At 69.8% G+C, this 26,396-nt stretch carries 22 protein-coding genes and 1 pseudogene; 11 read left to right on the top strand and 12 right to left on the bottom strand.

The window, feature by feature from the left end; genetic code table 11:
* Positions 1 to 55 precede the first annotated feature (55 nt).
* From OG381_RS04870 to OG381_RS04850, 5 genes and pseudogenes are all read left to right on the top strand, one after another.
* Entirely contained in the window at positions 56 to 1,360 is a 1,305-nt protein-coding gene (locus OG381_RS04870) for a phytase (protein WP_327714851.1), read from the top strand.
* 133 nt (positions 1,361 to 1,493) lie between these two features.
* Positions 1,494 to 1,991, top strand: coding sequence for a flotillin domain-containing protein (locus OG381_RS04865; protein WP_327714850.1), 498 nt, complete (start codon positions 1,494 to 1,496; stop codon positions 1,989 to 1,991).
* A gap of 225 nt (positions 1,992 to 2,216) precedes the next feature.
* A pseudogene (locus OG381_RS04860) lies at positions 2,217 to 2,852 on the top strand (cation:proton antiporter); the annotation flags it as partial.
* A gap of 47 nt (positions 2,853 to 2,899) precedes the next feature.
* A complete protein-coding gene (locus tag OG381_RS04855) occupies positions 2,900 to 3,976 on the top strand; it encodes a PucR family transcriptional regulator (protein ID WP_327714849.1) in 1,077 nt (358 codons plus the stop codon).
* Positions 3,977 to 4,271: 295 nt separating this feature from the next.
* The gene (locus tag OG381_RS04850; RefSeq protein WP_327714848.1) at positions 4,272 to 4,715 is read left to right on the top strand and encodes a hypothetical protein; all 444 of its coding nucleotides are present in this window, start codon (positions 4,272 to 4,274) and stop codon (positions 4,713 to 4,715) included.
* 27 nt (positions 4,716 to 4,742) lie between these two features.
* Here the strand turns inward: OG381_RS04850 and OG381_RS04845 are convergent, their stop codons facing one another.
* Genes OG381_RS04845 through OG381_RS04835 form a run of 3 tightly spaced genes read right to left on the bottom strand, consistent with a single transcriptional unit; the run spans position 4,743 to position 6,313 of the window.
* Positions 4,743 to 5,570: a hypothetical protein gene (locus OG381_RS04845; protein WP_327714847.1), complete on the bottom strand. Its 828-nt coding sequence runs from the start codon at positions 5,568 to 5,570 to the stop codon at positions 4,743 to 4,745.
* Positions 5,567 to 5,941, bottom strand: a complete 375-nt coding sequence (locus OG381_RS04840) for a TraR/DksA family transcriptional regulator (protein ID WP_327714846.1) — start codon at positions 5,939 to 5,941, stop codon at positions 5,567 to 5,569. The genes OG381_RS04845 and OG381_RS04840 overlap by 4 nt, the downstream gene beginning before the upstream one ends.
* 45 nt (positions 5,942 to 5,986) lie before the next feature.
* Complete coding sequence (locus tag OG381_RS04835) at positions 5,987 to 6,313, bottom strand: TraR/DksA C4-type zinc finger protein (protein ID WP_327714845.1); 327 nt, start codon at positions 6,311 to 6,313, stop codon at positions 5,987 to 5,989.
* 346 nt (positions 6,314 to 6,659) lie between these two features.
* Between OG381_RS04835 and OG381_RS04830 the strand changes: the two genes are divergently transcribed.
* The 5 genes from OG381_RS04830 to OG381_RS04810 all read left to right on the top strand — a co-directional run bounded on the left by OG381_RS04830 (position 6,660) and on the right by OG381_RS04810 (position 11,770).
* On the top strand, positions 6,660 to 7,613 hold the full coding sequence (locus tag OG381_RS04830; RefSeq protein WP_327714844.1) for a HAMP domain-containing sensor histidine kinase: 954 nt from the start codon (positions 6,660 to 6,662) through the stop codon (positions 7,611 to 7,613).
* Complete coding sequence (locus tag OG381_RS04825) at positions 7,610 to 8,275, top strand: response regulator transcription factor (protein ID WP_327714843.1); 666 nt, start codon at positions 7,610 to 7,612, stop codon at positions 8,273 to 8,275. Before OG381_RS04830 ends, OG381_RS04825 begins: the two co-directional genes overlap by 4 nt.
* Before the next feature lie 53 nt (positions 8,276 to 8,328).
* Positions 8,329 to 8,739, top strand: a complete 411-nt coding sequence (locus tag OG381_RS04820; RefSeq protein WP_327714842.1) for a hypothetical protein — start codon at positions 8,329 to 8,331, stop codon at positions 8,737 to 8,739.
* Positions 8,740 to 8,805: 66 nt separating this feature from the next.
* The gene (gene secD, locus OG381_RS04815) at positions 8,806 to 11,031 is read left to right on the top strand and encodes a protein translocase subunit SecD (RefSeq protein ID WP_327714841.1); all 2,226 of its coding nucleotides are present in this window, start codon (positions 8,806 to 8,808) and stop codon (positions 11,029 to 11,031) included.
* 70 nt (positions 11,032 to 11,101) lie between these two features.
* Complete coding sequence (locus tag OG381_RS04810) at positions 11,102 to 11,770, top strand: alpha/beta hydrolase (protein ID WP_327714840.1); 669 nt, start codon at positions 11,102 to 11,104, stop codon at positions 11,768 to 11,770.
* A 22-nt stretch (positions 11,771 to 11,792) separates the two neighbouring features.
* Here the strand turns inward: OG381_RS04810 and OG381_RS04805 are convergent, their stop codons facing one another.
* From OG381_RS04805 to OG381_RS04790, 4 genes are all read right to left on the bottom strand, one after another.
* Positions 11,793 to 12,077: a hypothetical protein gene (locus tag OG381_RS04805; RefSeq protein ID WP_327714839.1), complete on the bottom strand. Its 285-nt coding sequence runs from the start codon at positions 12,075 to 12,077 to the stop codon at positions 11,793 to 11,795.
* 464 nt (positions 12,078 to 12,541) lie between these two features.
* The gene (locus OG381_RS04800; protein ID WP_327714838.1) at positions 12,542 to 14,686 is read right to left on the bottom strand and encodes a glycoside hydrolase family 9 protein; all 2,145 of its coding nucleotides are present in this window, start codon (positions 14,684 to 14,686) and stop codon (positions 12,542 to 12,544) included.
* Between the two features lie 141 nt (positions 14,687 to 14,827).
* Positions 14,828 to 16,180, bottom strand: coding sequence for an RICIN domain-containing protein (locus OG381_RS04795; protein WP_327722382.1), 1,353 nt, complete (start codon positions 16,178 to 16,180; stop codon positions 14,828 to 14,830).
* Positions 16,181 to 16,332: 152 nt separating this feature from the next.
* Complete coding sequence (locus tag OG381_RS04790) at positions 16,333 to 16,827, bottom strand: hemerythrin domain-containing protein (RefSeq protein WP_327714837.1); 495 nt, start codon at positions 16,825 to 16,827, stop codon at positions 16,333 to 16,335.
* Positions 16,828 to 17,320: 493 nt separating this feature from the next.
* On the opposite strand from OG381_RS04790, the gene OG381_RS04785 reads away from it, so the two are divergent.
* Positions 17,321 to 19,588 (top strand): M4 family metallopeptidase, encoded by a 2,268-nt coding sequence (locus OG381_RS04785; protein ID WP_327714836.1) that lies wholly within the window; start codon positions 17,321 to 17,323, stop codon positions 19,586 to 19,588.
* Positions 19,589 to 19,888: 300 nt separating this feature from the next.
* On the opposite strand, the gene OG381_RS04780 is transcribed toward OG381_RS04785, so the two are convergent.
* The 5 genes from OG381_RS04780 to OG381_RS04760 form a co-directional block, all read right to left on the bottom strand.
* Complete coding sequence (locus OG381_RS04780) at positions 19,889 to 20,560, bottom strand: BlaI/MecI/CopY family transcriptional regulator (RefSeq protein WP_327714835.1); 672 nt, start codon at positions 20,558 to 20,560, stop codon at positions 19,889 to 19,891.
* A gap of 256 nt (positions 20,561 to 20,816) precedes the next feature.
* Entirely contained in the window at positions 20,817 to 21,842 is a 1,026-nt protein-coding gene (locus OG381_RS04775; protein WP_327714834.1) for a phage baseplate protein, read from the bottom strand.
* A gap of 250 nt (positions 21,843 to 22,092) precedes the next feature.
* On the bottom strand, positions 22,093 to 22,968 hold the full coding sequence (locus tag OG381_RS04770; RefSeq protein WP_327714833.1) for a geranyl diphosphate 2-C-methyltransferase: 876 nt from the start codon (positions 22,966 to 22,968) through the stop codon (positions 22,093 to 22,095).
* Positions 22,969 to 22,984: 16 nt separating this feature from the next.
* Positions 22,985 to 24,463: a family 2 encapsulin nanocompartment cargo protein terpene cyclase gene (locus OG381_RS04765; RefSeq protein WP_327714832.1), complete on the bottom strand. Its 1,479-nt coding sequence runs from the start codon at positions 24,461 to 24,463 to the stop codon at positions 22,985 to 22,987.
* Between the two features lie 78 nt (positions 24,464 to 24,541).
* Positions 24,542 to 25,963: a family 2B encapsulin nanocompartment shell protein gene (locus OG381_RS04760; RefSeq protein WP_327714831.1), complete on the bottom strand. Its 1,422-nt coding sequence runs from the start codon at positions 25,961 to 25,963 to the stop codon at positions 24,542 to 24,544.
* Between the last annotated feature and the right edge of the window lie 433 nt (positions 25,964 to 26,396).

Below are 26,396 nucleotides of genomic sequence, written 5' to 3'. Positions count from 1 at the left end.
CTTCCGCCCGCAGGATCTGCATGTCCAAGGCACCCTCGACGGTAAGGAAGCGCCCGTGAGAACGACGCACCGCACCGCACGAAGGGCGGCGGTCATCGCCGCTCTGGCAACTGTCCTCGCCGCGTCCCCCGTGACTGCGGCGGACCTGCCGACGGTGACCGCCACCAGCGAGACCGCCGCACTCTACGACGACGAGGCCGGCGGCAACTCCGACGCCGACGACCCGGCGATCTGGCGCAACCCCGCACACCCCGGACGCAGCCTCGTCGTGGCCACCGCCAAGGAGGGCGGCCTGCGGGTCTACGACCTGGACGCCCGCCTCGTGCAGTCACTGCCGGCCCCGAAGCCGCCCTCCGAGGACGACGCCCCGGGCCGCTTCAACAACGTCGACCTCGTCTCCGGCCTGCGGACCTCGACAGGCCGAGCCGACGTGGCGGTCGTGAGTGACCGCGGCAACGACCGCCTGCGGATCTACCGCATCGCCCCCTCCCATCCCGGCGGGCCCCTGACCGACATCACCGACCCGGCCGCCGCGCCCGTCTTCTCCACCGACCAGGCCGAGATCAACGACCAGCGCACCGCGTACGGCCTGGCCACCTGGAAGGACACGACCACGGGGCGGTCGTACGCCCTCGCCAGCCAGCGTGAACGCACCCGCCTGGCGCTGCTCGAACTCGTCCCGGCCGCCGACGGCACCGTCGGCTACCGCAAGGTCCGCACCCTCGACCTCCCGTCCTCCTTCCGGCTCCCGAACGGCACCTCCTGGACCCCTTGCCTGGAGCCCGGCGAACTCCCGCAGATCGAGGGCATGGTCGTCGACCCGGCCACCGGCACGCTCTACGCGGGCCAGGAGGATGTGGGCATCTGGCGGCTGCGCGCCGACCTCACCGGCAAGCCGGTCCTCGTGGACAAGGTCAAGGAGTACGGCGTGCCGGGGACGTACGACGAAGAGAGCGAGGAATGCACGCCGGGCGCCGACCCCGGATACGGCGGCACCCGCCTCTCGGCCGACGTCGAGGGTCTGACGCACTATCAAGAGGCGGACGGAGACGGCTACTTGCTTGCCTCCAGCCAAGGCGACAACACTTTTGTCCTGTACGACCGCGAGGTGAGCGAAGGCAACGAGTACGAGGGCGGCTTCCGGATCGCTGCGGCCTCACCGACCCTCGACAGCGTGGAGGAGTGCGACGGAGCGGCCGTCCTGAACGCCCCGCTGGGTGACCGCTATCCGCACGGCCTCCTCGTCGTCCAGGACGGTCAGGAGACACCCGAGGTGCCGGACGGCGAGGGCGGCACGCGTACGGCGACCGGCTTCAAGTTCGTCGACCTCGGCGCGGTCGTGGACGCCGCCGACAGATGACGCCTCAGGGCTCCTGGTTCGGCATCGAGAGCGCGTGAAGTCTGCCGAATCGCGGCAGTGAAGCGAGCCGTCAGCCCGTGTGAGGATCTCACCAAGCCGGAGATCAGCGACGGGTGAGAGGGGGACGGCACGCATGGCCTGGTTTCTCGGACTCGGCATCACGGGGGTGCTGCTGCTCGCCCTGTCGCTGGTCTTCGACGGCGTACTGGACAGCGTGCTCGACGGTGCGCTGGACGCCGCGTTCGACGGGTGGTTGTCCTTCCCGGTCGTCGCCGCACTCCTGGCGATGACCGGCTTCGGTGGTGCCCTCGCCCTGGAAGCGATGCACAAGAAGGCCGACGCCTATCAGCGGTACGGCGACGCGGCGATCCTGCAGATGCTCGTCGAGGTGTTGCCGGAGGTCGTCGCCAAGGCGTGCGAACCGCTCAGCGCGGTGCAGAAGATGACGGTCATCTCCATCGACGGCGCCGGCCGTATCCCGCGCGCGGTCGCCGACAACGTCGCCCAGGGTCTCGAACTCCTCAACTCCACCACGGGCGTCGACCTCGCAGAGCTCCTGAAAGGCGTCGCTCAGCGCACCTCGGTGACGGCCGGGGAGCAGCTCAACGGCAAGGCCGAGATTACCCACTGAGTGTCTCCCGAGGACCCGCTCACCGATCGCTCGGTGGGCGGGTTCTCGCCGTTCGCACGGAGGCATGCCCTGTCCGGCAGTCGCGTTCAGGAAACAAGCGCCGATGAAAACTGCCGGAATCAGGCAATGTGCGGGTCCTCTCCGGACGGGCACCATCGGTCGCGGGGAGCGCCACGGAGGGTTCCGGTGCCGGACGCCTGCGGGCGTTCGGCGCCGGAACCCACGATGTATGTCGCCCTGCGCCATGGCCGGTTGGTGAGCCGGGCGGTTTCCTCCGACAGCGCCGAGATGCTCCTGTTGGTCGTCTTCGGGCTGGCCCTGCTCGTCTCCGGGGTCGCCCAGCACTTGCAGGTGTCGGCGGCGGTGGGCGCGTTCCTGGTCGGCATCGCACTGTCCGGAGAGGTCGCCGAGGGTGCCGGCAGCCTTCTCACGCCCCTGCGGGATCTGTTCGCCGCGGTGTTCTTCGTCTTCTTCGGCCTGCACACAGACCCCGCGGACATCCCCCCGGTCCTCGCACCGGCCCTCGCGTTGGCCGCCGTCACCACCTTGACGAAGGTCGCCACCGGCTACTGGGCGGCACGGCGTGCCGGGATATCGGTGAGGGGCCGGTGGCGGGCCGGCGGCACGCTGGTCGCGCGCGGCGAGTTCTCCATCGTCATCGCCGGACTGGCCGTCGGCGTCGAACCCGGGATCGGCCCGCTCGCCACCGCCTACGTCCTTGTCCTGCTCGTCCTCGGGCCGCTTGCCGCACGATGGACCGAACCCCTCGCCCGCCGCCTCACCACCCGTGCCAGAAAGGGCAGTTCGCCCGGCATGACTGCGCCGGCCGAGCTCGGCGAAGTCGTGCGGGCGAACGGCTGAGCGCGGGAAACACGCGGCCGACGACATACCGACCGAACGGGGATGACATGAACAGCCAGAGCACGGCGGAGACGTTCCTCGACGGATTCACCACGATCCTGACGGACGCCACGAGCACCGGACGCCACCTGACCCGCGACGAGATCGAGTCCCGCCGGGCCCTGGGCGCACGGGCGGCCGAGGCAGGACTCGGCTGGCGCACCCTCGTACGCGCGCACCTCGTGGCCGGCCGCGACGGGCGGCCACGAGGGGCCGATCCGGACAGCGTCCTCACCGTCGTCGAGCAGGCGGTGGACGCCTTCGCCGACGGATACGAGCGCGCGCAGCGACTCGTCATCCGCAAAGAAGAGGCCGCCCGCCGGGAGTTCATCGACGACCTGCTGCACGGTCGCGGCGACCCGGGCCAACTCGCCGCGCGTTCCGAACGGTTCGGGCTGCGGCTGTCCCGCGCCCACGCGGTGGCCGTGGTCGAGGGGCCGGAGGAGTACGACGAGACCGACCCCGTTCCCCGGCAGGTGGCCGACGAGCTGTTCGCGCGTTTCGAGAACCGCCGGATCCTGTTCACCACCAAGGACGGCCGGATGGTGTGCATCGCCCCCGCCGACCAGGACGACGTCCTCACGCATTTCGCCAAGCACGCCTACGCCGCAGCCGGCCGGGCCCAGGCCGCCATCGGCCGCCCCAGACCGGGCACGATCGGCATCGGACACAGCTACGAAGAGGCCCTCAACGCGCTCGACGTGGCTCAGCGCATGGGCCTCGACGAGCCGTTGCTGCGCGCCGCCGATCTGCTGGTCTTCCCCGTCCTGGCCAGGGACCGGCAGGCGCTGATGGACCTCGTACGCAACACCGTGGGGCCGCTGGAACAGGCACGCGGTGGAGCGCGGCCCCTGCTCGACACTCTCACCGCCTACTTCGACAGCGGCTGCGTGGCCGCGGCCGCGGCCCGGCGGCTGTCCCTCAGCGTGCGCGCGCTCACCTACCGGCTCGACCGCATCCACACCCTGACCGGCAGCGACCCGACCGACCCCGGCCACCGCTACACCTTGCAGACCGCGGTGATCGGCGCCCGTCTGCTCGACTGGCCCACCAGACCACTCGACCCGGTCGGCACCTCCACGTAGGCCTACGCGAGCGGCCCCCAACCGCCCACCCGACGCCCGGTCACGCCCACTGCGACGACTGCCAGGTCGGGCGCCGACGAGGGGACGGCCGCTGTGGTGCATCGGCGTCAGCGCGTCGATGAGCTTCGCCCCTCACCGGAGGTCAGCCGCACCGACAGGTCGCACGCGTCGGGAATCGGCCCGAGGGGAAGTACGGCTGACGGTCCAGTGGGACAATCTGCGCCCAGGGGTCCGTACGGCCGGAGCGGTCGGCGTCCCGCGGGCGCGGGGGAGGACCGGAAGGGGAAGCGTCAGCATGATCGAGTGGGTGTCCCTCAACGCCGGGGTACGACCCGTCCCCCGACCGGTCGCCACCCCGCTGGTGTGGGCCACGGCCTTTGGCGGTGCCCTGGTTCTGGTGGCGCTGCACAACGTCTTCGTGGGCACGGACCGCCCCGGTGTCGCCCTGGCCGGGCTGTCGTTGCTGGCCGTCGGACTGGGACTGTGCGCCCGCTTCACCGCCGCCCCGGGCACGGCGGTGCTGTGCTGGCTGTTCCTCAACGGCTTCGCGATCCCACCCGTGGGCACCCTCACCTGGGCCGCGCCCCGGGACACCTTCTGGCTCGCCAGTCTGTGCGCGGCAGCTCTCGTCGGCACGGTGCTGGCCCGGATCGTCCATGCCCGGGCCGCCTACCGTCGTGTCACCGTCGGACAAGTGCCCCTCCCGGCAGAGCCCGACGACCCGCGCGCCGGCGACTGACCTCGACGAGTGCTGACGGCCCGTCGATCAGTGCGGACGACGTGGTGATGGCGGGCCGCACGCCCCGGTCGAGGGGTGGATACGAGCGGAATCCAGGAGTGCGGCGGCACCGCGGACGGCGGCGGTGTGCGGGGCGGGTACGGGCTGGACCGGGTGGCGCAGCCGTGTGGAGAGGCCGTGGGTGATGTCGGCGCGCAGTGCGCCTCCGCCTGCCAGAAGCACACCTCGCCGCAGGGCGTCGAGCGTCTGCGCGGTGCGGTCCTGTTCCACCATCAGAGTCACCATTTCCGTGACCGCGTCCGCGATCCGCGTGGCAGGGGTCCGGCTGTCGAGGTCGCTGGTGCCGAGCAGGGTGCGGCGGGCGTCGGTCACGCTGCCGTCGACCAGCAGGACCGCCTCGGTGACGTGGGCGCCGATGTCCACGACGAGCAGAGGCCGGGTCGGATCGGCACCGGCAGCCGTGGCCACGGCCCGGGCGGACGGGACGGTCAGCACGGTGTGCGGCCCCAGCGTTTCCAGCGCGCTGCGGGCTTCGGTACGGAAGGCGACCCCGCCCAGGACGGGTGTGGTCAGGACGATCAGACGACGGCCGAAGCGGGGCAGGCGGTGGCGCAGCAACCGGTCGAGCATCCGAGCCGTTGCCGGGGTGTCGACGATGGTGCCGCGCTGAATGGGGTGGACGTCACCGTCGCCGGGAAACGCCACCGTGGGTACGTCGAGGATGGTGCCGCGCACGGACACCCAGGCGCGGGTGCGGGCGCTGCCGAGGTCGAGGGCGATGCCGGAGCAGGCGCGGTACAACGGCCAGGTCCGGTTCGGGGCGGTCACGCCACGGGGCAGGGCTGTGGGCGTCACAGTCCGGCCTCCCTGACGTGTTGGCAGCGGGCGCAGTAGCGGGCTTGCGGCACGATCGCCAGACGTGCGGGGTCGATGGGCTTGCGGCACAGGTGGCAGGCACCGTAAGTGCCTTGATCCATACGTGTCAGGGCTGCTTCCACGTCGGCGAGGACCATGCGGGCGGCATCGGCGAGCTTGATGTGGACCTCGCGGTGGGAGGCGGTCTGTCGGCCGAGTCCCGCGTCGGAGCCCGGCGCCGTGGCACCGGCGAGCTGCTGGAGCTGGGCCTCGCGGAACAGGCGCTGCTCCAGCAGGTGGTCTCGCAGTGCGATCAGGTCGGCGGGCGGCAGGGTCGTCTCGCGGTCGGCGGTCATCTGTCGGTTCACCACTTCACCCCTTGGGTCGGGTGGGAGAGCGGGCTGGACGGGCGGTGATCAGGCGGCCTCGCGCTGGCAGGGGACGCAGTGCCGCGTGTAGGGCAGGATTTCCAGGCGCTCGACCGGTATGGCCGTGGAGCACCTCTGGCAGATGCCGTAACTGCCGTCCTGGAGGCGGGTGAAGGCGGCCTCGATCTCCTTGAGCACGCGCTTGATGGTGTCCTTCTGCGCCGACAGCAACGGTTCCGTCGCGGCCTGGCCGGTCTCGTCGATGGCCCGCAGCTGTGTCAGCCGGGTGCCGCGCTCGTGCTCGAGGCGCTGGCGTGCCTCGTGTGCGGTCAGACGCTCGAGCCAGGGTTCGGTCCGGCGTGTGTCGAGAGACATGTCAGGTCCTTCCTTCGACGTGAGGGGTGGCGTACGGAACCGGGCCCGCCGACGGGCAGGCCCGGTTCCTGGGTGGCCCGGCGGTCACGGGGTGGGGCCACGCCTTCACCGTGGCCGACGCACCGCCCGAAACCCATCGGGCGCGATACCCATCTGTGTCGGACGGGCCGACGACGGTGCGGTCGGAGCGGGAATCAGAAATGGGTATCGGAGCCCATCGACGAGACGGCCGAGTCTGGGCAAGCTGGCGGCAGGACGGTCCAGAGCAATGCCTGCAACGCGTGCCGGATAGCGGCGACCGATACGAGAGACCGAGCCGTGTCACGGAGAGGAAGGCGTCATCGCGGTGTCGCTGTTCTGGCGGATCTTCGCCTTCAATGCCGTGGTACTGGGGGCCGCGACCGCATTGCTGCTGTGGGCTCCGGTGACCGTTTCCGTTCCGGTCCTGCTGACCGAAGCGGTCATCCTGGTGGCCGGCCTGATGGTCATGCTGATCGCCAACGCGGCCCTGCTGCGGATCGGACTGGCCCCCCTGGACCGGCTCACCAGGCTGATGACCACCGTCGACCTGCTGCGCCCGGGGCAACGGCTGCCGGAACGCGGCCGAGGTGGGATCGCCGAGCTGATCCGTACCTTCAACGCCATGCTGGAGCGGCTGGAACTCGAACGGGCCGCCAGCAGTGCCCGCGCGTTGCTCGCGCAGGAGGCCGAGCGACGTCGCATCGCCCAGGAGCTCCACGACGAGGTCGGCCAGAGCATGACGGCGATCCTGCTGGGGCTGAAGCGGGCCGCGGACGAGGCCGAAGGGCCCTTGCGCGGTGAGTTGCGGCAGGCGCAGGAGATCACCCGGGAGAGCCTGGACGAGGTGCGCCGCCTGGTGCGCCGACTGCGGCCGGGTGTTCTGGAGGACCTGGGACTGGTCAGCGCGCTCACCTCGCTGACCACCGAGTTCGCCACCCACACGGGGCTGCGGGTGGTGCGCCGTTTCGATGCCGGCCTGCCCGTACTGGATCAGGAGACCGAACTGGTGCTGTACCGCGTCGCCCAGGAGGCCCTGACCAACGCGGCCCGCCACGCCGAGGCCGACCGCGTCGAGGTGAGCCTGCGCCACAGCGAGGGAACCGTGGTGCTCGCCGTCACGGACGACGGCCGCGGTACCGGCATGGCGCGCGAGGGCGCGGGATTGCGGGGGATGCGTGAGCGCGCCCTGCTCATCGGGGCCACCCTGGACGTCACCTCCCGGCCGCAGGCCGGTACGCAGGTGCGGCTGACCACGCCCGTTTCGAGGAAGCAGTCATGACCACGACCGACATACCCGCGATCCGTATCCTCCTCGCCGACGACCACGCACTGGTGCGGCGCGGAGTGCGGCTCATCCTCGACCGGGAGCCCGACCTGCAGGTCGCCGTCGAGGCCGGAGACGGCGCCGAGGCCATCGCCCTGGCCCGCACCCACGACGTCGACCTGGCCGTCCTCGACATCGCCATGCCCCGGATGACCGGTCTGCAGGCCACCCGCGAACTGCTCGCGCTCAAGCCGGACCTGCGCGTGCTGATGCTGACCATGCACGACAACGAGCAGTACTTCTTCCAGGCCCTCAAGGCCGGCGCCAGCGGATACGTACTGAAGTCGGTGGCCGACCGCGACCTGGTCGCCGCCTGCCGGGCCGCCCTGCGCGACGAGCCCTTCCTCTACCCGGGCGCGGTCAGCGCCCTCATCCGCACCTACCTCGACCGCGTCCGCCACGGCGACGAACCCCCCGAGCAGATCCTCACCCCCCGGGAAGAGGAGGTGCTCAAGGTCGTCGCCGAGGGCTACTCCTCCAAGGAGATCGCCGAGATGCTCTTCATCAGCATCAAGACCGTCCACCGGCATCGGGCGAACCTGCTGCACAAGCTCGGCATGCGCGACAGACTGGAGCTCACCCGCTACGCCATCCGCGCGGGCCTCGTCGAGCCCTGATCCCGGACGGCCGCTGGACCAGCCACCACCGACACCACGAAAGGGGACGGCGCATGGCACGCGCCTCGCGCACCGTCCCCCGCACGGGCGGACTGGGACCGGCATCGGTCATCATCGCTGTCCTGCTCGTCGTGCTCACCGCCTGGCTCCACCCGCTGTCGTACGGCAGCCCGTACCCGCACGCGCCGAACAGTGCCGGGCCGGTCGCTGGGGCCGTGCAGGCGGGCGGCCCGAAGGTGGATGACGGCCACTCCGCCGTCTGCACCACCCCGGTCCGCAACGCTCGCGACATCCCCGCTGACCCGCCGGCAGCGCCCCTCACCGCCGTCCTGGCCGACCACAGCCGGCCCTGCGACCCGCCGTGGTCCGCCTGTGGCGACACACAAGCGGTACGCCTGCCCTGCCACCCGCACCTGCTGGACCGGCATCAGGACCGGGCACCACCTCCACTCCCAGGCACCTGAATCCCTTCCCTGTTCCGTTGACCGCGGCCGTTTCCCTGGCCGCGGTGTGCCTGCCGGAGGCCCCTGTTGACCCGCGCCCTGCGCATACGAGGGCTGCTCGCCCTCGCCGCTGTCGCCCTGTCGCTGTTCGTCGCTCTCACCGTGCCCGTCCACCTCGGACTCGATCTGCGCGGAGGTACGCAGATCGTCCTGGAAACCCGCCCGCCCGCCGCCGCTGACGCCGACAGCGAGGCCACCGACCGCACCCTGGAGGTGCTGCGCGGGCGTATCGACGCGCTCGGCGTCGCCGAACCCACACTCGCGCGTTCCGGCGACAACCGGATCATCGTCGAACTGCCCGGCGTACAGGACCCGGCCACGGCCGCGGACGTGCTCGGCCGGACCGCTCAGCTCACCTTCCACCAAGTCCTCGGCGCGGCCGCCGACGCCGGCGACAAGGACCAGCCGCAGCCCGAGCGGCACCGCCGGCAGGTGCTGCCCGACGAGTCCGGCCGCCTCCTGCGCCTCGAGGCCGCCGCCATGACCGGCAAGGACGTCGAAGAAGCCGCTGCCCGCTTCGATCAGCAGGGCGGCGCCGGCTGGCAGGTCACCGTCGACTTCCAGGGGTCCGGCGATGACGGATGGGCCCGCCTGACCGGCCAGGCCGCCTGCCACCCCGCGGGGGATCCGTCCCGAAGGGTCGCCATCGTCCTGGACGACAAGATCATTTCTTCGCCGCAGGTGGAACCCTCGGTCGGCTGCGGCTCGGGCATCCGCGGCGGCTCCACCCAGATCACCGGATCCTTCAGCGCCGACGAGGCCAAGGCACTGGCCCTGCTCATCAGCGGCGGAGCTCTGCCCGTACCCGTCGAGACGGTCGAGCAGCGCACCGTCGGCCCCACCCTGGGCGCGCAGGCCATCACCGCCAGCGCCTGGGCCGCCGCCGTCGGCACCGCGCTGACCGCCCTGTTCATCACCGCGGTCTACCGGCTCATGGGAGCCCTGGCCACCGTGGCGCTGGCCTGCTACGGCCTGATCTCCTACGCCGCCCTGGCAGCCCTCGGAGCCACCCTCACCCTTCCGGGCCTCGCGGGGTTCGTCCTGGCCATCGGCATGGCCGTCGATGCCAACGTCCTCGTCTTCGAACGCGCCCGCGAAGAGTACGCCTCCCACAACCGACCCAGCCCGCGCTCCGCGCTGACCGCCGGTTTCCGGGGCGCCTTCAGCGCGATCGCCGACTCCAACATCACCACCCTGATCGCCGCGGGCCTGCTGTTCTTCCTCGCTTCCGGACCCGTACGCGGCTTCGGCGTCACCCTGGGCATCGGCGTCCTCGTCTCCATGTTCAGCGCCCTGGTGATCACTCGCGCCCTCGCCGACCACACCGCCTCCCGGCCCTGGCTCCGACGCCGCCCCCATCTGACGGGCATCGCCCACCCCGGGACCGTCCGTGACCGCCTCACGCGCACCGCCCCCCAGCTGATGCGCCACCCGCGCCGGTGGCTGGCCGCCTCCGCCGCGGCCCTGGTCCTGGCCGGCTCCGGGATCGCCGTGCGGGGACTGGACTTCGGAGTCGAATTCACCGGAGGCCGCCTCATCGAGTACACCACCGCCACCCCCGTCGACCCGGACCGCGCCCGCGACGCACTCGCCGACGCCGGGTTCCCCCGCGCCGTCGTCCAGAGCTCGGGCGACCACCGACTCACCGTCCGCACCGACCAGTTGACGAACGCCCAAGCGGCCACCGTCACCGAGACCATCGGCACCCTGACCGACGCCGACACACTCCGCGACGAGGCCATCGGCCCCAGCCTCGGCAAAGAACTGCGCCAAGGCGCCCTCATCGCTCTCGCCGTCGCCCTCGGCGCCCAACTCCTGTACCTCGCGGCTCGTTTCCGCTGGCTGTTCGGCGCCTCCGCGGTCGCCGCCCTCGCCCACGACGTCGTCATCCTCACCGGCGTCTTCGCCTGGCTCGGAAAACCCGTCGACGGTGTCTTCCTCGCCGCGCTGCTCACCGTGATCGGATACTCGGTCAACGACTCCGTCGTCGTCTTCGACCGCATCAGGGACCTGCGCCGACGTGACCGCAAGGCGCCCTTCGCGGCGGTCGCCGATCGCGCCCTGGTGCAGACCCTGCCGCGCACGATCAACACCGGGATGGGCGCCGCCTTCATCCTGACCGCCCTGGCCGTTCTCGGCGGCGACTCCCTCACCGACTTCGCCCTCGCCCTGCTCATCGGCGTCGCCGTGGGCACCTACTCCTCCATGTTCACGGCCACACCCCTCGCCATCGAACTCCACAAACGCGCCTAGGCCCGCGATGACCGGCCATGGTCCGGAGCTAGGATCACCGTCCTGACACCGACCTGAGGAGGCGGGCGAATTGGCCGCCGTGGTGCTCGTTCACGGCCTGTACCACCGCCCCGAGCACTTCGCCCTGGTCGCAGAACGCCTGCGGAGCTCGGGAACCGACGTCGTCGTTCCCGAGCTCCACCGGGGCTCGTTGCGCGCTGACACAGCAGCGGTCCAGGCGGTCATCGACTCGTTGCACGAGCCTCCGATCGTGCTCGGCCACTCCTACGGCGGATCAGTGATCACCGGAGTGCGCGGAGCGGGACACTTGATCTATCTGGCGGCCTTCGTCCTGGACACCGGTGAGAGTGCGGCCGGTCTGGGCGGGGCGTCCCCGCAGCTCCAGGACGCGATCAACCCTGAGCCCGACGGCTCGACCAGCCTGGACCCCGACCGTGCCGTCGACACCCTCTACGGCGACTGCCCCGAACCTCTCGCCGCCTGGGCGGTCGGTCTGCTGCGTGCGCAAGCCCCCGGCTGCGGGCGCGGAATCCCCGCGCACCAGAGCTGGAAGCACACTGCCTCCACTTACGTCGTCTGCGCGCAGGACCGGGCCATCGACCCGGACCTGCAACGCAAGATGGCCGCTCGCTGCACCGAGGTGCACGAGTGGCAGACGGGCCACTCCCCGTTCGTAGGACGGCCCGACCTCATCGTCGACCTCCTGGGGTCACACACGCGCCGCCGGGCACGACGGTGATCTCGGCGCTACGCCCTCAGGCCTACTCGCCCGGCGGAACGCGGACGAAGCCCTCGGTCCAGCAGTCCTCATCGAGCTCATAGGCGTCGAAGTAGAAGCACTCCGGTTCATCACGGAACCCCGGCAGCAGTCGCGCCTGACGCACACGCTCTTCAACCCGTTCAAGGGTTGAGTAGAAACCGAGCAGCTTGAGGTCGTCGCCGTCCGACTCGTCGCAGAACACGCCGTTTTCATCGACGTGCACTGTCGAGCCGTCGGCGCCGGCTTCGTTCTGGTGGCCCACATGCCACAACGGATACACGATCACGGGTGCGAAGCTATCAACACTCGAATTCGACTAGCGGGCTTCCTGTCCTCCGTGAGTTGTTCCAGGTGGCGCCCCGGGGGGCGTCGGTACCCCCTGGGCCGGCAGAAGTCTTGCGCCTGCCGTGATTCCATCCCGCCCGCATGATCGCCCGCCCGCTGGGCACGATGTCCTTCACCAGCGCGTCGGCGTGGGTGAAGGCAGCCGGTGCGGGCCAGATTCCGCAGCGGACGCGCAGCACACGGAGGTGTCATGAATCGTCAGGCCCGGGTTCGCGTCCGTGTCAGCCGTCGGCCCAGTGCGCCGCGGAACATCGAGATCGACCGCCGGACGCCCTCGGGGCGCATCCTTCCCTACTGAGCACAACCGGTCGCGGCACAGCCGCCGTTGGCCTTCGGGCTTGGCGCTGTGCCGCCGGCTTGTGCTGTAGGCGGGGCCGGGTCCCGCACCCCGCCGGTCAGCCGCGGTCAGTCGCAGGGGCTCGCGTTCAGGGCGAAGGCGGCGGGGGAGGGGTTCGTCCCGCTGAGGGATCCTTGGACACCGAAACTCGCTGTCGCGCCCGGTGCGATCGCTCGGTTCCAGTCGACGTTGCGGGCCACGACGGCGGTCCCGCTCTGGGTGACGGTCGCGTTCCAGGCGCTGGTCACACGCTGGCTGCCCGGGTAGCTCCAGGTCAACTGCCATCCGTCGACGGCGGATTGGCCCGAGTTCTTGACGGTCACGGTCGCCGTGAAGCCGTCGCTCCAGGCGTTCTCCACCTTGTACGTCACCGCGCAGGCCGCGGCAGGCTGCTCACCGCCGGTGGACGTCCGCTCGGCGGCGTAGGCGGCGAGCCAGGCCAGCGGAGCGTTCCAGTTGACGGCCACTTCATTGGTGGAGTACGAGCCGATGTCGTCGACATAGCAAGCGGCGGGCGCGCAACCGGCCAGCTTCTCCTGCGCCACCGGGTCCTGGAGGTCGTCGTTGGGACCACCCGCGAGTGAACCCGCCGGAGGGTTGGGCAGCGAGGCGTCCGACTGGTGCGCCCAGAAGCGGTGGTGCTGGTTGCGGGAGTCCTTCTCGCCGTAGCCGGTGACATAGGACTGGCCGATGGCGTTACGGCCGAGCAGGTAGTCCATCGCCTCCAACGCGCCGGCGCGGTAGCGCCCGTTGCCGGTCAGCTCCCCGGCGACGGCCATGACGATCGCGTTGCCGGCGACCTCGCCGTTGGAGCCCCAGAAATATCCGTCCGCCGGGACGGGCACGGCGTAGCCTTGCGCGGCCATCCTGGACAGATGCCCGTCGGCGGCCGACGTCACCGAGGTGCGGATGCGCGCCAGGTCGGAGGCGGGCAGTCCGTTGGGGACCGTGGCCAGGGTGAGCCGGCCCAGGGCCGCCGTGTCGGCCCAGCCGAAGCCGTACGAAGTGAAGGCGTCGGCGGAGGTGTGCCAGGACGAGGACGTCACGGCGTCCCGGTAGGCGCTCTCGCCGGTCGTCGCGTACAGCTCGGCGGCCGCCCAGTAGAACTCGTCCGTGACCCGGGCGTCGCCGTAGGCCCCGCCGCCGGTGCTGTCGGAATCCGGCGCGTACATCGCGGGGTTGGCCTGGGCCGCCGTCCAGGCCCGGCGGGCGGCCGCCAGACAGCGGTCGGCGTAGGCCGCGTCGTACGGGCGGAAGACCCGGGCGCACTGGGCGGCGCTCGCCGCGAGGTTGAGGGTCGCCGCGGTGGACGGGCGGTGCAGCTCGCGCTGTTGGGCGTCCTGCTCCGGGCGGGTCGGGATGGCGGTCCAGTTGGCGTCGTGGATCTTGTGGAAGGCCATGCCCGCGTACGGCTTGCCCACGGGTACCTGCATCCGCATCAGGAAGTCCAGCTCCCAGCGTGCCTCGTCCAGGACGTCCGGGGTGCCGTTGCCGCGCTCGGGCACGCGCAGCGTCGAGTCGCCCAGGGCGGCGTCCTTGCCCGCACGCTTGGCCCGCTCGAAGGAGTTGACGACCAGCCAGGCGGAAATGCCGCCGTTGACCACGTACTTGCCGTGATCGCCGGCGTCGTACCAGCCGCCTCTGACGTCCTGGGTGTAGTCGCAGACCCCGGACTGGCAGGGGACGGAGGTGTCGCCCTTGTTGGGTGCGACGCCGAGGTGTCCGGCCGGGTGGGCATAGGCGGAGCCCGCCAGAGAGGCGTCGATGGCGATGCCGCTGCGCTGGTGGTAGAAGAACGCCATCGCGTCGGAGCGCAGCCCGTCGTAGAGGTTCGCGCGGATGTCGAACGGGTCGCTGTTGCTGCCGTCCACCGTCAGGACGTAGCCCGAGCCCGTGCCCTGGTACGAGGAGAAGTCGGCCACCTCGACGGACTGGCCGGAGGGCGCGTCGGCGCCGCGCGGAGTCGTGGAACCGGACGAGACCACGGTTCCGGAGGCGTTGCGCAGCTGCCAGGTGAGCGACTGCGTGGACGTCGTCACGACAGTGGCGCGCTTGGGGCCGTCGGGCAGGTAGCCGACCTGGTTGACGCGCACGGCGTTGGTCGCCGCGGCGGCGGTGGGGGCGGTCAGCAGGCTACCCAGGACGAGTGAGCTCGTCAGCAGGGCGACCGCGAGGGGCCTGCTGTGGTGACGTAACGAGGTGAAGACATGCATGAGCGGCTCCTGATGGGGGTGTTTGCGGGGATTGGGAGCGCTCCCATCAGGAGCCTGTCATGCGCACGATGACCCGTCAATTGGTGTGCACGGGGGGAAACATGGGACGTCCCGCCCCGCGCTCGGCGGGGCGGGAGTCGGTCACTGGCCTGGTGTGAGGATGTAGGTGTTGAGGGTGCCGACCGTGCTGAGCGGAGTGGGGGAGCCCAGCTCGTAGCGGTCCACGGCCAGGTAGGTGGGCTTCTTGCGGGCGGCGGGTGTGCAGAAGTTCTGGGCGCGGTTGAGGAGCTTGCCGTTGTCGGTCGTGGCGGTGGCGGCGATGGTGTAGTCGCGGAAGTGGTTCATGACAAACAGGGGATGGAAGGCGGACGAGTCGGTGGTCAGTGGTCTGCCGGTACCCCAGCGGCTGTAGCAGGACCAGTCGGAGGTGCCGATCCCGCCGCCCATGGACCAGTAGTTCTCCACGGTCCATTCACGCTGGTACATCACTCCGAAGGTGTCCCGGGTGGACCAGCCGTTCGCGCTGTCGCTCGCGCGGGTGCGGTCGCTGAAGATCAGCAACTGCTTGCCGCGGGCGGCCAGATCGGCCATGGTGGGCCAGCCCTTGGTGGCCACGCCCTCCTGGTCGGGCCGGTACAGCACGTCGTACAGCCCGTTGACGGAGGCGAGCGAGGACTTCAGTACGTCGGAGGAGGCGTAGTCCTCCAGGAACACGGTGACGACCTGGCCCGGGTTCGCCTTGAGGAAGTCGACCATGCGCTTGAGATCGGTGGCGAGTGGTACGGGGCTGCTGACGCCGTCGCAACTGTTGTGGCACAGCACGGCCTGACCCGAGACGGTGTAGGCGTCCAGCATGAAGCCGCGTACGCCGTCGTTCAGTTGCCGACTGATGCCGTAGCTCTGGTTGGGGAACAGGTTGACCGGGAACGAGGCGAAGTTGCCGTCGGCGCCGTTGGCGAAGGCGTTGTGCGAGGTCAGGAAGGTGACCTGGTCCAGGGTGCGGGTGTCAGCCGACGCCGGCGTGGTGGCGTAGGCGGTCGGGGTCAGGTACCAGCGGGCCAGGTCGCCCGACGATCCGAGCTGTACGGCGGCCGAGTCGGAGGACGACGTGGTGAGGTACTGCGAGGTGCCGGGGACGGAGACGGTGTACGTACTGTCCGCGGCCGTGGTGATCGTCCAGGTGGTGCCGTCCGCACCGCAGGCCGTCGTCACCGCTGAGGTGCCGTTGCGGCCGAGGCAGCTGTCGGACTCGTCGGCGTTGCGCAGCCGGTAGCCGCCGCTGACCGGGACCGGGGTCCATTGCTGGTGGTCCTCGGTCCCCTTGGGATTGTGCGCGACGACGGTACCGCCGCTGTCGGCCGCGTTCAGACCGGTCGCGTAGTTCTGGAGGTAGACCGAGGCGGTGGGGACGGCTGCCGCGGCCTGACCAGGGGACAGCACGGACAGGGTGAGGGCGAGCGCGGCGGTGCCGCACAGGGCGCGCAGGGGGCGCATGTGCACGGTGGTTCCTTTCACTCCGGCACTGCGGGTGTTGTGGCAGAGACATGACATATCCGAAGGGATAGGTGCGGTGCCAGGCCTGACACATGAACTGTTGCGTCCGACCGGGGATGTGACGAGCCGTCAGAGAGCAACCGTGTGGCTCGTCAGCTCTCCTCGTCGGTGAGGAGGAACGTGGGCCGGGTGTGGTCCCAGCCCGGCACCTCCAGCGCGTTCAGCGCTGAGACGATCCGCTTCTCCTCATAGGTGAAGTGCGTCTCGACGAGCGCGGCGAGACTGTCCAACTCGCGCCGGAATTCGGTGGGGTCGGACTCCCGGTCCAGTGCGCCGACGAGCCGCTCGAGCCGTTGCAGGGAGTCGTCCACCAGCCGGTGGTCGCGCCGCAACTCCTCGAGTACGGGGCTCAGTTCGGGGAAGTGCCCGGCGATCTCGGTGAAGGCGAAGTCGTTCTCGCCGTTGTGGTGCCGGTCCAGTGCCGAGCAGAAGGTCAGGCAGTGGGTCCGCAACTCGCGGACTCGGGTGTCGCCGGAGAGATAGGAGTCGACGTCCTGACGCAGCGCTGCGAGCTCCTCGCGGAGCCAGAGGTGTACTTCGATCAACTGGTTGCCGAAGGCTGTCAGGCGCCCGTGTGATGTGGTCAAGGCAGTTCCGTGGCTTCGACGCCTCCATGCCCTCGACGGTCTCTTCGCCGGGCGCACGCGACGTTGATCCAAGGTCCTACCAACGGCGCAAACGATCTGTCAATCGCGGCAACGCGATACGGGCGCCGGCCTGCGGGCTCAGAGGGCGATGCGGTCCATAGTCGCCGGGAACCCGAGCCTCTTCGGCTGCACCGTGCCCGTGTCCGAGGTGAGGCCGAAAACCGTCGCCGTCAGTGCTGATTTGCCTGATCGTCATGGTCAATTCCAGCCGTTGCTTTGGCATTCCCATGACAAAACTGTGCACGCAGTGCCACCCTTCTGCGGAAGTTCACCGTTCCTTGACCGAATCACCACGCGGAGCAACCGCTCAACAACCACCCCCCGCCTCCTTCCACCCGCCTGCCGTGCAGCGCTCCGGACCGGCGTACCCCGCCGCTCCGTCTCGTCCGCGGCCCCCGATCCCGGGCCGGCCGTCGTTTCGAAGGAGAACTCGTTGCCCCTGCGACACCGCGCTCTTGTCCGGCGCAGACGCGCCACCGCCCTCGCCCTCACGGCCGTAGGGTCCCTGCTCGCCCTGTCCGCCCCCGACATCGCCGTCGCGGCCCCGGCGGACCCGGGCCCCACGAAGATCACCGCCACCCCCCGGGCCGGCGCCGCCCAGCCTTCTCTGACACCCGCCCGCCGCACCGCCCTGATGAAGAGCGCCCGGTCCGCGGCGGCCGGCACGGCGCGGCACATCGGCCTCGGCGCCAAGGAGAAGCTCGTCGTCAAGGACGTCATCAAGGACGCCGACGGCACCCTGCACACCCGCTACGAGCGCACCTACGCCGGACTGCCCGTCCTCGGCGGCGACCTGGTCGTCCACGACAGGAGCGGCCGTACGACCGTCACCAAGGCGAACGCGGCCCGCCTCCAGGTGCCTTCGCTCAGCCCGAAGATCTCGGCCGCCGGCGCCGCCGCCAAGGCCCTCGCTGTCTCGAAGAACGCCGACGTCAAGGGTTCCGAGACGGAACAGGCGCCCCGCCTGGTGGTCTGGGCCGGCAGCGGCAAGCCCGTACTGGCCTGGGAAACCGTCGTCGAGGGCGTCCAGGAGGACGGCACCCCCAGCGAACTCCAGATCGTCAGCGACGCCGCCACCGGCAAGCAGCTCCAGGCCGCCGAGCAGGTGCACACCGGCTCCGGCACGGGCCAGTACGCCGGCGAAGTCCCGCTGGGCAGCACTCTGTCCGGGTCGACGTACCAGCTCGTCGACCCCGACCGCGCCGGACAGAAGACGTACGACCTCAACCAGGGCACCTCGGGCACCGGCGCCCTGTTCACGGACGACAACGATGTCTGGGGCGATGGCCAGCCGTCCAACCGCCAGACCGCTGGCGTCGACGTGGCCTTCGGCGCCGCGGCCACCTGGGACTACTTCAAGGACAACCACGGCCGCAACGGCATCCGCAACGACGGTGTCGCCGCCTACAGCCGCGCCCACTACGGCAACAACTACGTCAACGCCTTCTGGCAGGACTCCTGCTTCTGCATGACGTACGGCGACGGCTCGGGCAACACCCACCCGCTGACCGCGCTCGACGTGGCCGCCCACGAGATGAGCCACGGGGTCACCGCCGCCACCGCGGGCCTGGTGTACTCGGGCGAGTCCGGCGGCCTCAACGAAGCGACCTCCGACATCTTCGCCGCCGCCGTCGAGTTCTCCGAGAACCTCCCGGCCGACCCCGCCGACTACCTCGTCGGCGAGAAGATCGACATCAATGGTGACGGCACCCCGCTGCGCTACATGGACAAGCCCTCCAAGGACGGTGACTCCCGCGACAACTGGAGTCCCACCCTGGGCGGCATCGACGTCCACTACTCCTCCGGCCCCGCCAACCACTTCTTCTACCTGCTCTCCGAGGGCAGCGGCGCCAAGACCGTCAACGGCGTGGACTACGACAGCCCGACGTACGACGGCCAACCTGTCACCGGCATCGGCGTCCAGAACGCCGCCGCCATCTGGTACCGCGCACTCACGACGTACATGACCTCGACGACCGACTACGCCGGCGCCCGCACCGCCACCCTGTCGGCCACCGCCGACCTGTTCGGCGCCTACAGCCCCACCTACCTCGCCGTCGCCGACGCCTGGGCCGCGACGAACGTCGGCAACCGCATCGCCCTCGGCGTCAATCTCGCCCCGACCGCCGACCAGATCAGTGGCGTCAACCAGACCGTCAGCCTCCAGCTGGACGCCTACACCACCAACACCGGCGCCTCCCTGACCTACGAGGCCTCCGGCCTGCCCGACGGCCTCAGCATCAGCCCGAGCGGCCTGATCAGCGGCACACCCACCACCCTCGGCACCAACGACGTCACAATCACCGTGACCGACAGCACCGGGGCGACCGCCTCGGACACCTTCACCTGGCAGATCGCCTACGTCTACGCCAACGCCACCCGCGTGGACATCCCCGACAACGGCGCCGCCGTCGAGTCGCCGGTGACCATCACGGGCCGCGACGGCAACGCCTCCGCGACCACCACGGTCTACGTCAACATCGTCCACACCTACCGCGGTGACCTCACCGTCGACCTCGTCGGCCCGAACGGCACCGTCTACTCCCTGCTCAACCGCACGGGCGGATCCGCCGACAACGTCGACCAGACCTTCACGGTCGACGCCTCCGCACAACCGCTCAACGGCACCTGGACCCTGCGCGTGCAGGACCGGGCGTCCATCGACATCGGGTACATCGCGCGCTGGCAGTTGACCCCCTGACCCACACCTGTCCTCGTGATCCGGGCGGCGCGTGGGTTTCTCACATCGCGCCGCTCGGTGCGATGGTGCGCCACTGTCGCAGGCATCCAGCGGACCCGCGTGCTCGGTCAGTCCTGGGGTGGGAACGTTGCTGCCAAGGTCGTGGACGGGTCCGGCAAGCATGGCTCCCATGGCGGTGCACTGTTCACCGACGGACTGTTGGGTGGCGGCTCGCGCGGCCATGACTACGGCGTCGGCCTGGCGCGCACACGGTCGGCGCGTGCGCCCTCTCGGGCGCACGCTGCCGGCGGTCCGGGCTGGTTACTTGGCGGTGTCGGTCTGCGCGTCCGTCGACGCCTGCTCCTCGGCGGGCTGTCCCGCGTCGGAGGCGGTGTAGTAGACCGAACTGCCCTGCTTGACGCGCTGAACCAGGCCCTTGGCCACGAGCCCTTCAAGGGTGGTCCGCACCACGGTGGCCTTGATACCGCGGTCAGGGTGGGTCTGGCCCATCGCGGCGGCGATCTCGGCCGTGGAGCGGGGTTCGCTCTGTGCGGCGAGGTGGTCGCGGATCAAGCTGACCAGCGTGGGCTCCCCGGACTTGGCTTCGGACTTCGCGGCGGTCGACGTGGAGGCCTTGGGAGCTTTGGGAGTCTTGGGAGCCTTGGAAGTGGTGGCCTTCTTCGGCTGGCGGGACCGACGGGTGCCGGCCTTCTTGGCGGGAGCCGGTGCGGGGGAGGTGTCAGCCTCGGCGGTGGGCTCGGGCTCGGGCTCGACGGTGGGCACGGGCTCGGCGGTGGGCACAGTGAGGCCGAGTGCCTGGTGCATGTTCACGAGTACCGAGTGGTCATGCTGCAAGGTGGCCAACTGCTGCTGCAGGGCGGCGATTTCCTGGTGGATGCGCTCTTGCTCTTTGAGGTTGCGCTCAAGGTCGGTGGTTACCTGGGCGGTGTACTGGGACGTTAGTTCCGTGGACGTGGCGGTGTTCTCGGACATGTTGTCGACCTCTCCTTGAACTCCCTGCCCAAGTACCTGCGGCAAGCGAGTTCCTGGGCGGATTGCGTACATGGCTCGCGGACGATGGACCATGTAGGTGCAGAGCTGCTTGGTCTTGAGATACTACGTTCGGACGGAGCCAGTTGTTCCGCACGGTAGCTCACTGGACGGCTCAGGGGTGGGTGGGTAGCTCAGGACCACCCCGGAGCGCTTCAGTTGCCGCGGCACCAACCTGCCGGTGTTCAGCACGAGTTGCTCACCCGGCGAGGTCGCTCTTGTAGAAGACGGTCGCCTGGAACTCGTCAGGGTTGACGGCAATCTTGCTGGAGAACCCGAACGCGAGGCGCGGGCCGCTGGAGGACCGCCAGATCGCCATTCCCTGAGGTTCGCGCCCGGGCAGTGAGCTGCCCGCGGTCGTCAGGAACTTCTCGTTGTACTGCCCGCCGGTCTGGTTCATGTCGAGACGGACCAGATAGGACGGCCTGGCCGGGTCCGAGGGCGTCGCGGGTGCACCACCGTAGGAGAGGTAAGCGTACTGGCCGTACGAGGTCACGCCCTGGAAGAGGTCGGACTCGCTGAGACCCAGTTGGGCATTGGTCGGCAAGGCGCGCTTGGCCTGGGGCTTGGTGTTGTCGTTGATGCCTCGCGCCATGACGTCGGAGAGGTGGAACAGCGCGAGGCGCCACGGACTTGTCGTCCCCATGTACCGCAGAAGCAGCATGTTCGTGTAGGGGTCGATCGACGGTCGCGGGCAGTCCAGGAAATCGGAGAGGCCGATCTTGAATTCCATGATGCCGGCACTGGTGTGGTAGTCGAGCAGCCCGCCGTCCTGGTACTTGATGCGGCAGATCGTGTGGCTGTTGGGGGCTGTGCCGGAGCTCAGGCTCCGGTAGTCGCCGGCGAGCCAGATGTAGGGAGAGCCGGACGTATCCGGCTGGATGCCGATCGAGGAGCCGTGGTCGAACGAGTGCAGAGCCATGGAGCCCAGTACGTTGCCGCTGAAGTCGGTCCTGCTCACCCAGAGGTCGCCGGTGCTGCTTCCGGGCTTGGTCTGCACGAAGTAGATGTGCCCGTGGACATGGTCGAAGGCGAAGGACTGCATCGCCCAGTAGGGCTGGTGGAGGGTCTTTCGTACGACGGGATCGTCGCCGTCCCCTTCGAAGACGAAGTGCTGCGAAGGGTCTACCACCGCGTGCGCCGTCTGTGCCGTCAACAACGAAAAGCCGCCGCTCGCGGCGGCGACTATTCCGGTCCCGGTCCGAAGGAGAGTGCGACGGCTCATGCCGCTCCCTCTACCGCTTTTTCCTGTTTCACTCAATTGCATCACCATATCTACTAGTTCGGCCGTTCTCGCTGGGCGCGATCAACTTAGCAACCGGGCCCTTGGACGTCGACATGCCGAACTGCAGGCGGGATGCACCCACTTCACCCGTCAGAAGCCCTCTCCCGTACGGGCACGGGGATCCGGACGTGGCGGCCCCAGGGCGGGCCGCCACGCTTACTGGCTGCCGTGTGCAGCGTCTGATGGTGTGTCAGACGCGGTCGGCCGCGATCAGCACGTACTGGAAGGAGCCGTCCCGGTACGACTCGATGAACGCCTCCTCGATCCCGGTGACCAGTGAGGACGTGGCCCGCAACTCCCAGTACGGCAACGTGTCGGGGGTCAGGTCGATCACGGTCTGCGGCACGAGGCGGTTGTCGGCCATGGCCCGCAGGTATTCACGGCGGGAGTGGATGTTGCACTCGAAGTGGGCGTTGATCTGGGAGACCCACTTCGACGGCTGGCCGTAGCGGGGATTCCAGCAGCCGGTGATGGTCACGTACCGGCCGCCCACCTTGAGGAAGCGGGAGTGCTCGGCGAACAGGTCGTGCAGGTCGACGTACATGGTCGACTCGTTGTTCCACGAGGCGGTGACACTGCCCTTCTCGAAGGGGGTGTCGAGCATGTTGCACACCCGGGAGCGCACGTGGTCCTGGATACGGAGCTCCTGTGCTCGCCCGTTGCCGAAGTCGGCCTGGGCGGAGGACAGGGTGACGCCCTCGACCTTGCAGCCGAAGCGCTGATGGGCCATGACCATGGATCCGCCACGCCCGCAGCCGGCATCGACGAGAGTGTCCTCGGGCGTGATGGGGCCGAGGTGGCCCAGGAGGAACTCGGCCTGGGCGGACTCGAGCCGGTGCAGCTCGGCGATCAGCTTTTTCTCGTATGCGCTGTGCTCCGGGTCGCCGAGCGCGGAATGGTCGACGGCGCCGATGCCGTAGTGGTGGTGGTAGAGCCCGTCCACGTCACCGAGGCGCAGGTTCACCGGCCGTGCCTCGGTGTTCCAGTACCGGGCGATGTCCCCTTGGTAGGGGGTTGCCGGGGCCGGGATCGTCGCGGAGACGGTGGGGGTGATTTCTGTGGTCACTGAGGTGTCCGTTTCCTTACCAGAAGGCGGGCAGGCTGTATCGGTAGGTGTTGGTGCGGTGCCAGTCGTGGTTGCCGTCCACCCACGCGGCCACTCCCTTGAGGAAGCGCACCACGGGGGGCAGGGGGCAGGCCTCGGCGAGGTCGGCCGCTGCCGCCTCGAAGGCGTGCATGAGTTCGTTGTGGACCTCGACCGCCTTGAGATAGCCGTCGCGCTCCGAGAGCTGTTCGCGTTCGGCGATCACCACCGGCAGGTTCAGATGGCGGCCGGGGGCGGCGAGTTCCTTGGTGTAGGAGTACAGGTCGTTGACGATGGTGGTCGCGTTCCCGGCCAGCGCGATGACCCGCTGCATCTCGGGCCGCGCGTGCAGGTCCGCTGGGAGCTCGTAGCCTCCGATGGTGTCGGTGATGGTGGGGCAGGGGCGGAAGTTGTTGAACTGGCGCATCGCCAGGTACTCCCACACCTCAGGGACGTGATCGGTCTCGGCCCAGGCGGCCTCGGCCAGATAACCCAGATGCAGCCGAGCCATGTCGTGGCGGTAGCGGTCGATCTGGGAGGGCGTGGCCATCCGGACGAAGTAGTCCATCGCGCTGCGATAGGCGCGCCGCGGAGGATCCGAGCCGAGCGACTCCTCCCACGCCGGTGCGTACTCCGGGGTGGTGTGGAGAGGATCGAGCGCGGTGTGCGCCAGGAGAAGGCGTCCGCCGAGGCCGACGGGCGAGCCGCCGTGGTCCTCGCAGTAGCAGTCGTCGACGGCGTTCTCCGCGACCATCAGCCGGGTGGCGATCATCAGGTGATCGACCGTGGGAGCGTCCGGGTGGCAGCCGACCATGTACCGCCCGACGGAGAAGCCGTCGAACTGGCCTTCCCACTCCTCGGGGTAGAGCTGGACTTCGTCCTCGGCCCAGCGCTTGATCCGGGCACTCACCTCCTCGACACGCACCGGATCGGGCTCCGGGACCGGGTGGTGGTACAGCCCGGGCACGGCCTGGCCCTCGGCGGGCGGTGTGGCGGCGGGGAGCATGGGAGCGGGTCCGGTCAGCAGCGGCTGCGGAGTGTGGGCCAGAGACAGCGAGGTCGTGCCCAGGCCGGTCGGCCCGCCCAGGACCCGCTGAAAAGCGGGGTCGCTTACGGGAGCCGCGGCCGCTTCGGCGGAAGCAGCCGGCGGACGTGGAGGAGGGGGCGACGGTGTGCTCGTCGGCTGCGAAGTGCCCGCCAGGGACAGCGAGGTCGTGCCCAGGCCCGTCGGTCCGCCCAGGACCCGCTGAAGGGAGGGCTCGGCGGCGGGGACGGGCGGCGTGGCGGGCACCGTGTCGGTGGCCGGCGGGGGAGGGGACGGTGGAGTGATCGGCGGACGCGGTAGTGCCGCGAGGCCGAAGGCCCCCGCTGCGGTCGGAAGGTCGGGGACCGCCGGCGTGGGGACGTCCGGCACAGCGGTCGTCGCCTTCGACCGCTGCCCGGGGATGGACGGTCCAAGGGGCCCGGAATCGGGCATCTGCTACTCCTTACTGCGATGGCGCGAGCGCACGTACGGCGTGGACGGGGGCGTCAGCCCGTTCCGCGTGGCATGCCTTCAGCCACGTCCGCGGGCGATCTGCACGTTCTCCATCACGCCGAGCGCGTCGGGCAGGAGCACCGCGGCGGAGTAGTACGTGCTGACGAGATAGGAGATGACCGCCTGCTCGTTGATGCCCATGAACCGTGCTGAGAGCCCCGGCTCGACCTCGTCCGGCAGCCCTGTCTGCCACAGGCCGATGACCCCTTGGTTCTTCTCCCCCGTACGCATGGCGAGGATGGAGCTGGTCTGCTCCTTGCTGATCGGGATCTTGTTGCAGGGCAGGATCGGGACCCCGCGCCAGGCCGGCACGGACTGCCCGCCGAGATCGACGTGATCCGGGTAGAGCCCGCAGGCGTTGAAGCCGCGTCCGATCGCGGCGATCGTCCTCGGGTGGGCGAGGAAGAACTTGGTGCCGCGGCGGCGACACAGCAGCTCGTCCATGTCGTCCGGGGTCGGCGGGCCGGAATGCGTGTGGATGCGCTGCTTGAAGTCGGCGTTGTGCAGCAACCCGAACTCACGGTTGTTGATGAGCTCGTGCTCCTGGCGCTCGCGCAACGCCTCGACGGTCAGCCGGAGTTGCTCCTCGGTCTGGTTCATCGGGCCGTTGTAGAGGTCGCAGACCCGGGTGTGGATCCGCAGAATGGTCTGCGCGACGGAGAGTTCGTACTCACGTGGCTTGAGCTCGTAGTCGACGAAGGCGCTCGGCAGATCGGCCTCGCCGACATGGCCGGCCGACATGGCGATCTCGGCCTCACCGTGCTTGTTCTGCCGTCGCCGCGTGGCGGAGCTGAACTCGGTGACGTGGGCGCGGAGAAGGGGCGCGGAGTCCCGCACGGCGGCGAAGTCGCCACGGGAGAGGGTGAGCAGGGTGCCGGACGTCTCGGCGGTGGCCGTGTAGTCGTAGTGGGCGTCGGAGTCCAGGAGGGCGTGCTCACCGAAGTGGTCGCCGTCCGCGAGCACCGCGAGGCGGATCTCTCCGCCGTACTTGCCCTCGGTGCACTGGCTGATGCGTCCGTGGGCGATCAGATGGATCCGGTCCGCCGGGCTGCCGCGCTCGACGATGACCTCGCCGACAGCGAAGTCGCGCTGTGTGCAGCGCTCGGCGAGGGCGGTGAGGGCGTCCAGGTCCTCGAAGCCCCGCAGCAATGCCAGTTCACCGAGTTCGCGGGGGATCACACGGACCGTGGAGCCTTCCTGCACGAACTCGATGCGACCGTCGCCGACGGTATGACGCAGCCGTCGGTTGACCCGGTAGGCGCCGCCGTCGGTCTCGACCCAGGGGAGCATCCGCAGCAACCAGCGGGAGGTGATCTCCTGCATCTGCGGGGCGGACTTCGTGGTGGTGGTGAGGTTGCGTGCGGCGGCGGTACTCAGGGACTGCTGCGGCACGGGCGCGGCGGGTGCGGCCTGGGTTTCCGGGCTGCTGTCCACGGTCATCGGGGTGGGCTGCTCCTTGCGTGGCCGGGCGGTCGGCGCACAGGTGTACGCCGGTGAAGGGACAGGGAGAACTCGGCAGTGGGAAGGGAGGACTTGGGTGTTCCATCCACTTGCAGGACGGTAAAGGCCGGTTGAGCCGCCCCGCCCGAAGATCCCGGAGGCTTCCTTCGAAGCGGTGACAATCAATCGAATCCGGTTTATCGGACCACTGAGCGACATTGCGCCACCCTCATCGAGCGGCGACGCGCCGCGGCCTTCGTGCGCCGACAGGTGCGGCTCATACGACGCTCAGGTGCCCGGACAGAACTCCTCGCCGCGAGTCCGACACCCGACCATGCCGCCGGGGGCGGACCAAGTCCGAATCGGTTCGATCAGAAGGTCACCCGGCGGGACACTTCGACTCGCTTCACCGCCTCCTCCGAGCCGCCCGCCG

The sequence above is a fragment of the Streptomyces sp. NBC_00490 genome, assembly GCF_036013645.1.
Taxonomy (GTDB): Bacteria; Actinomycetota; Actinomycetes; order Streptomycetales; family Streptomycetaceae; genus Streptomyces; species Streptomyces canus_F.
The sequence above is the reverse complement of the archived record's forward strand: the minus strand, read 5'-3'. Positions and strand labels throughout refer to the sequence as shown.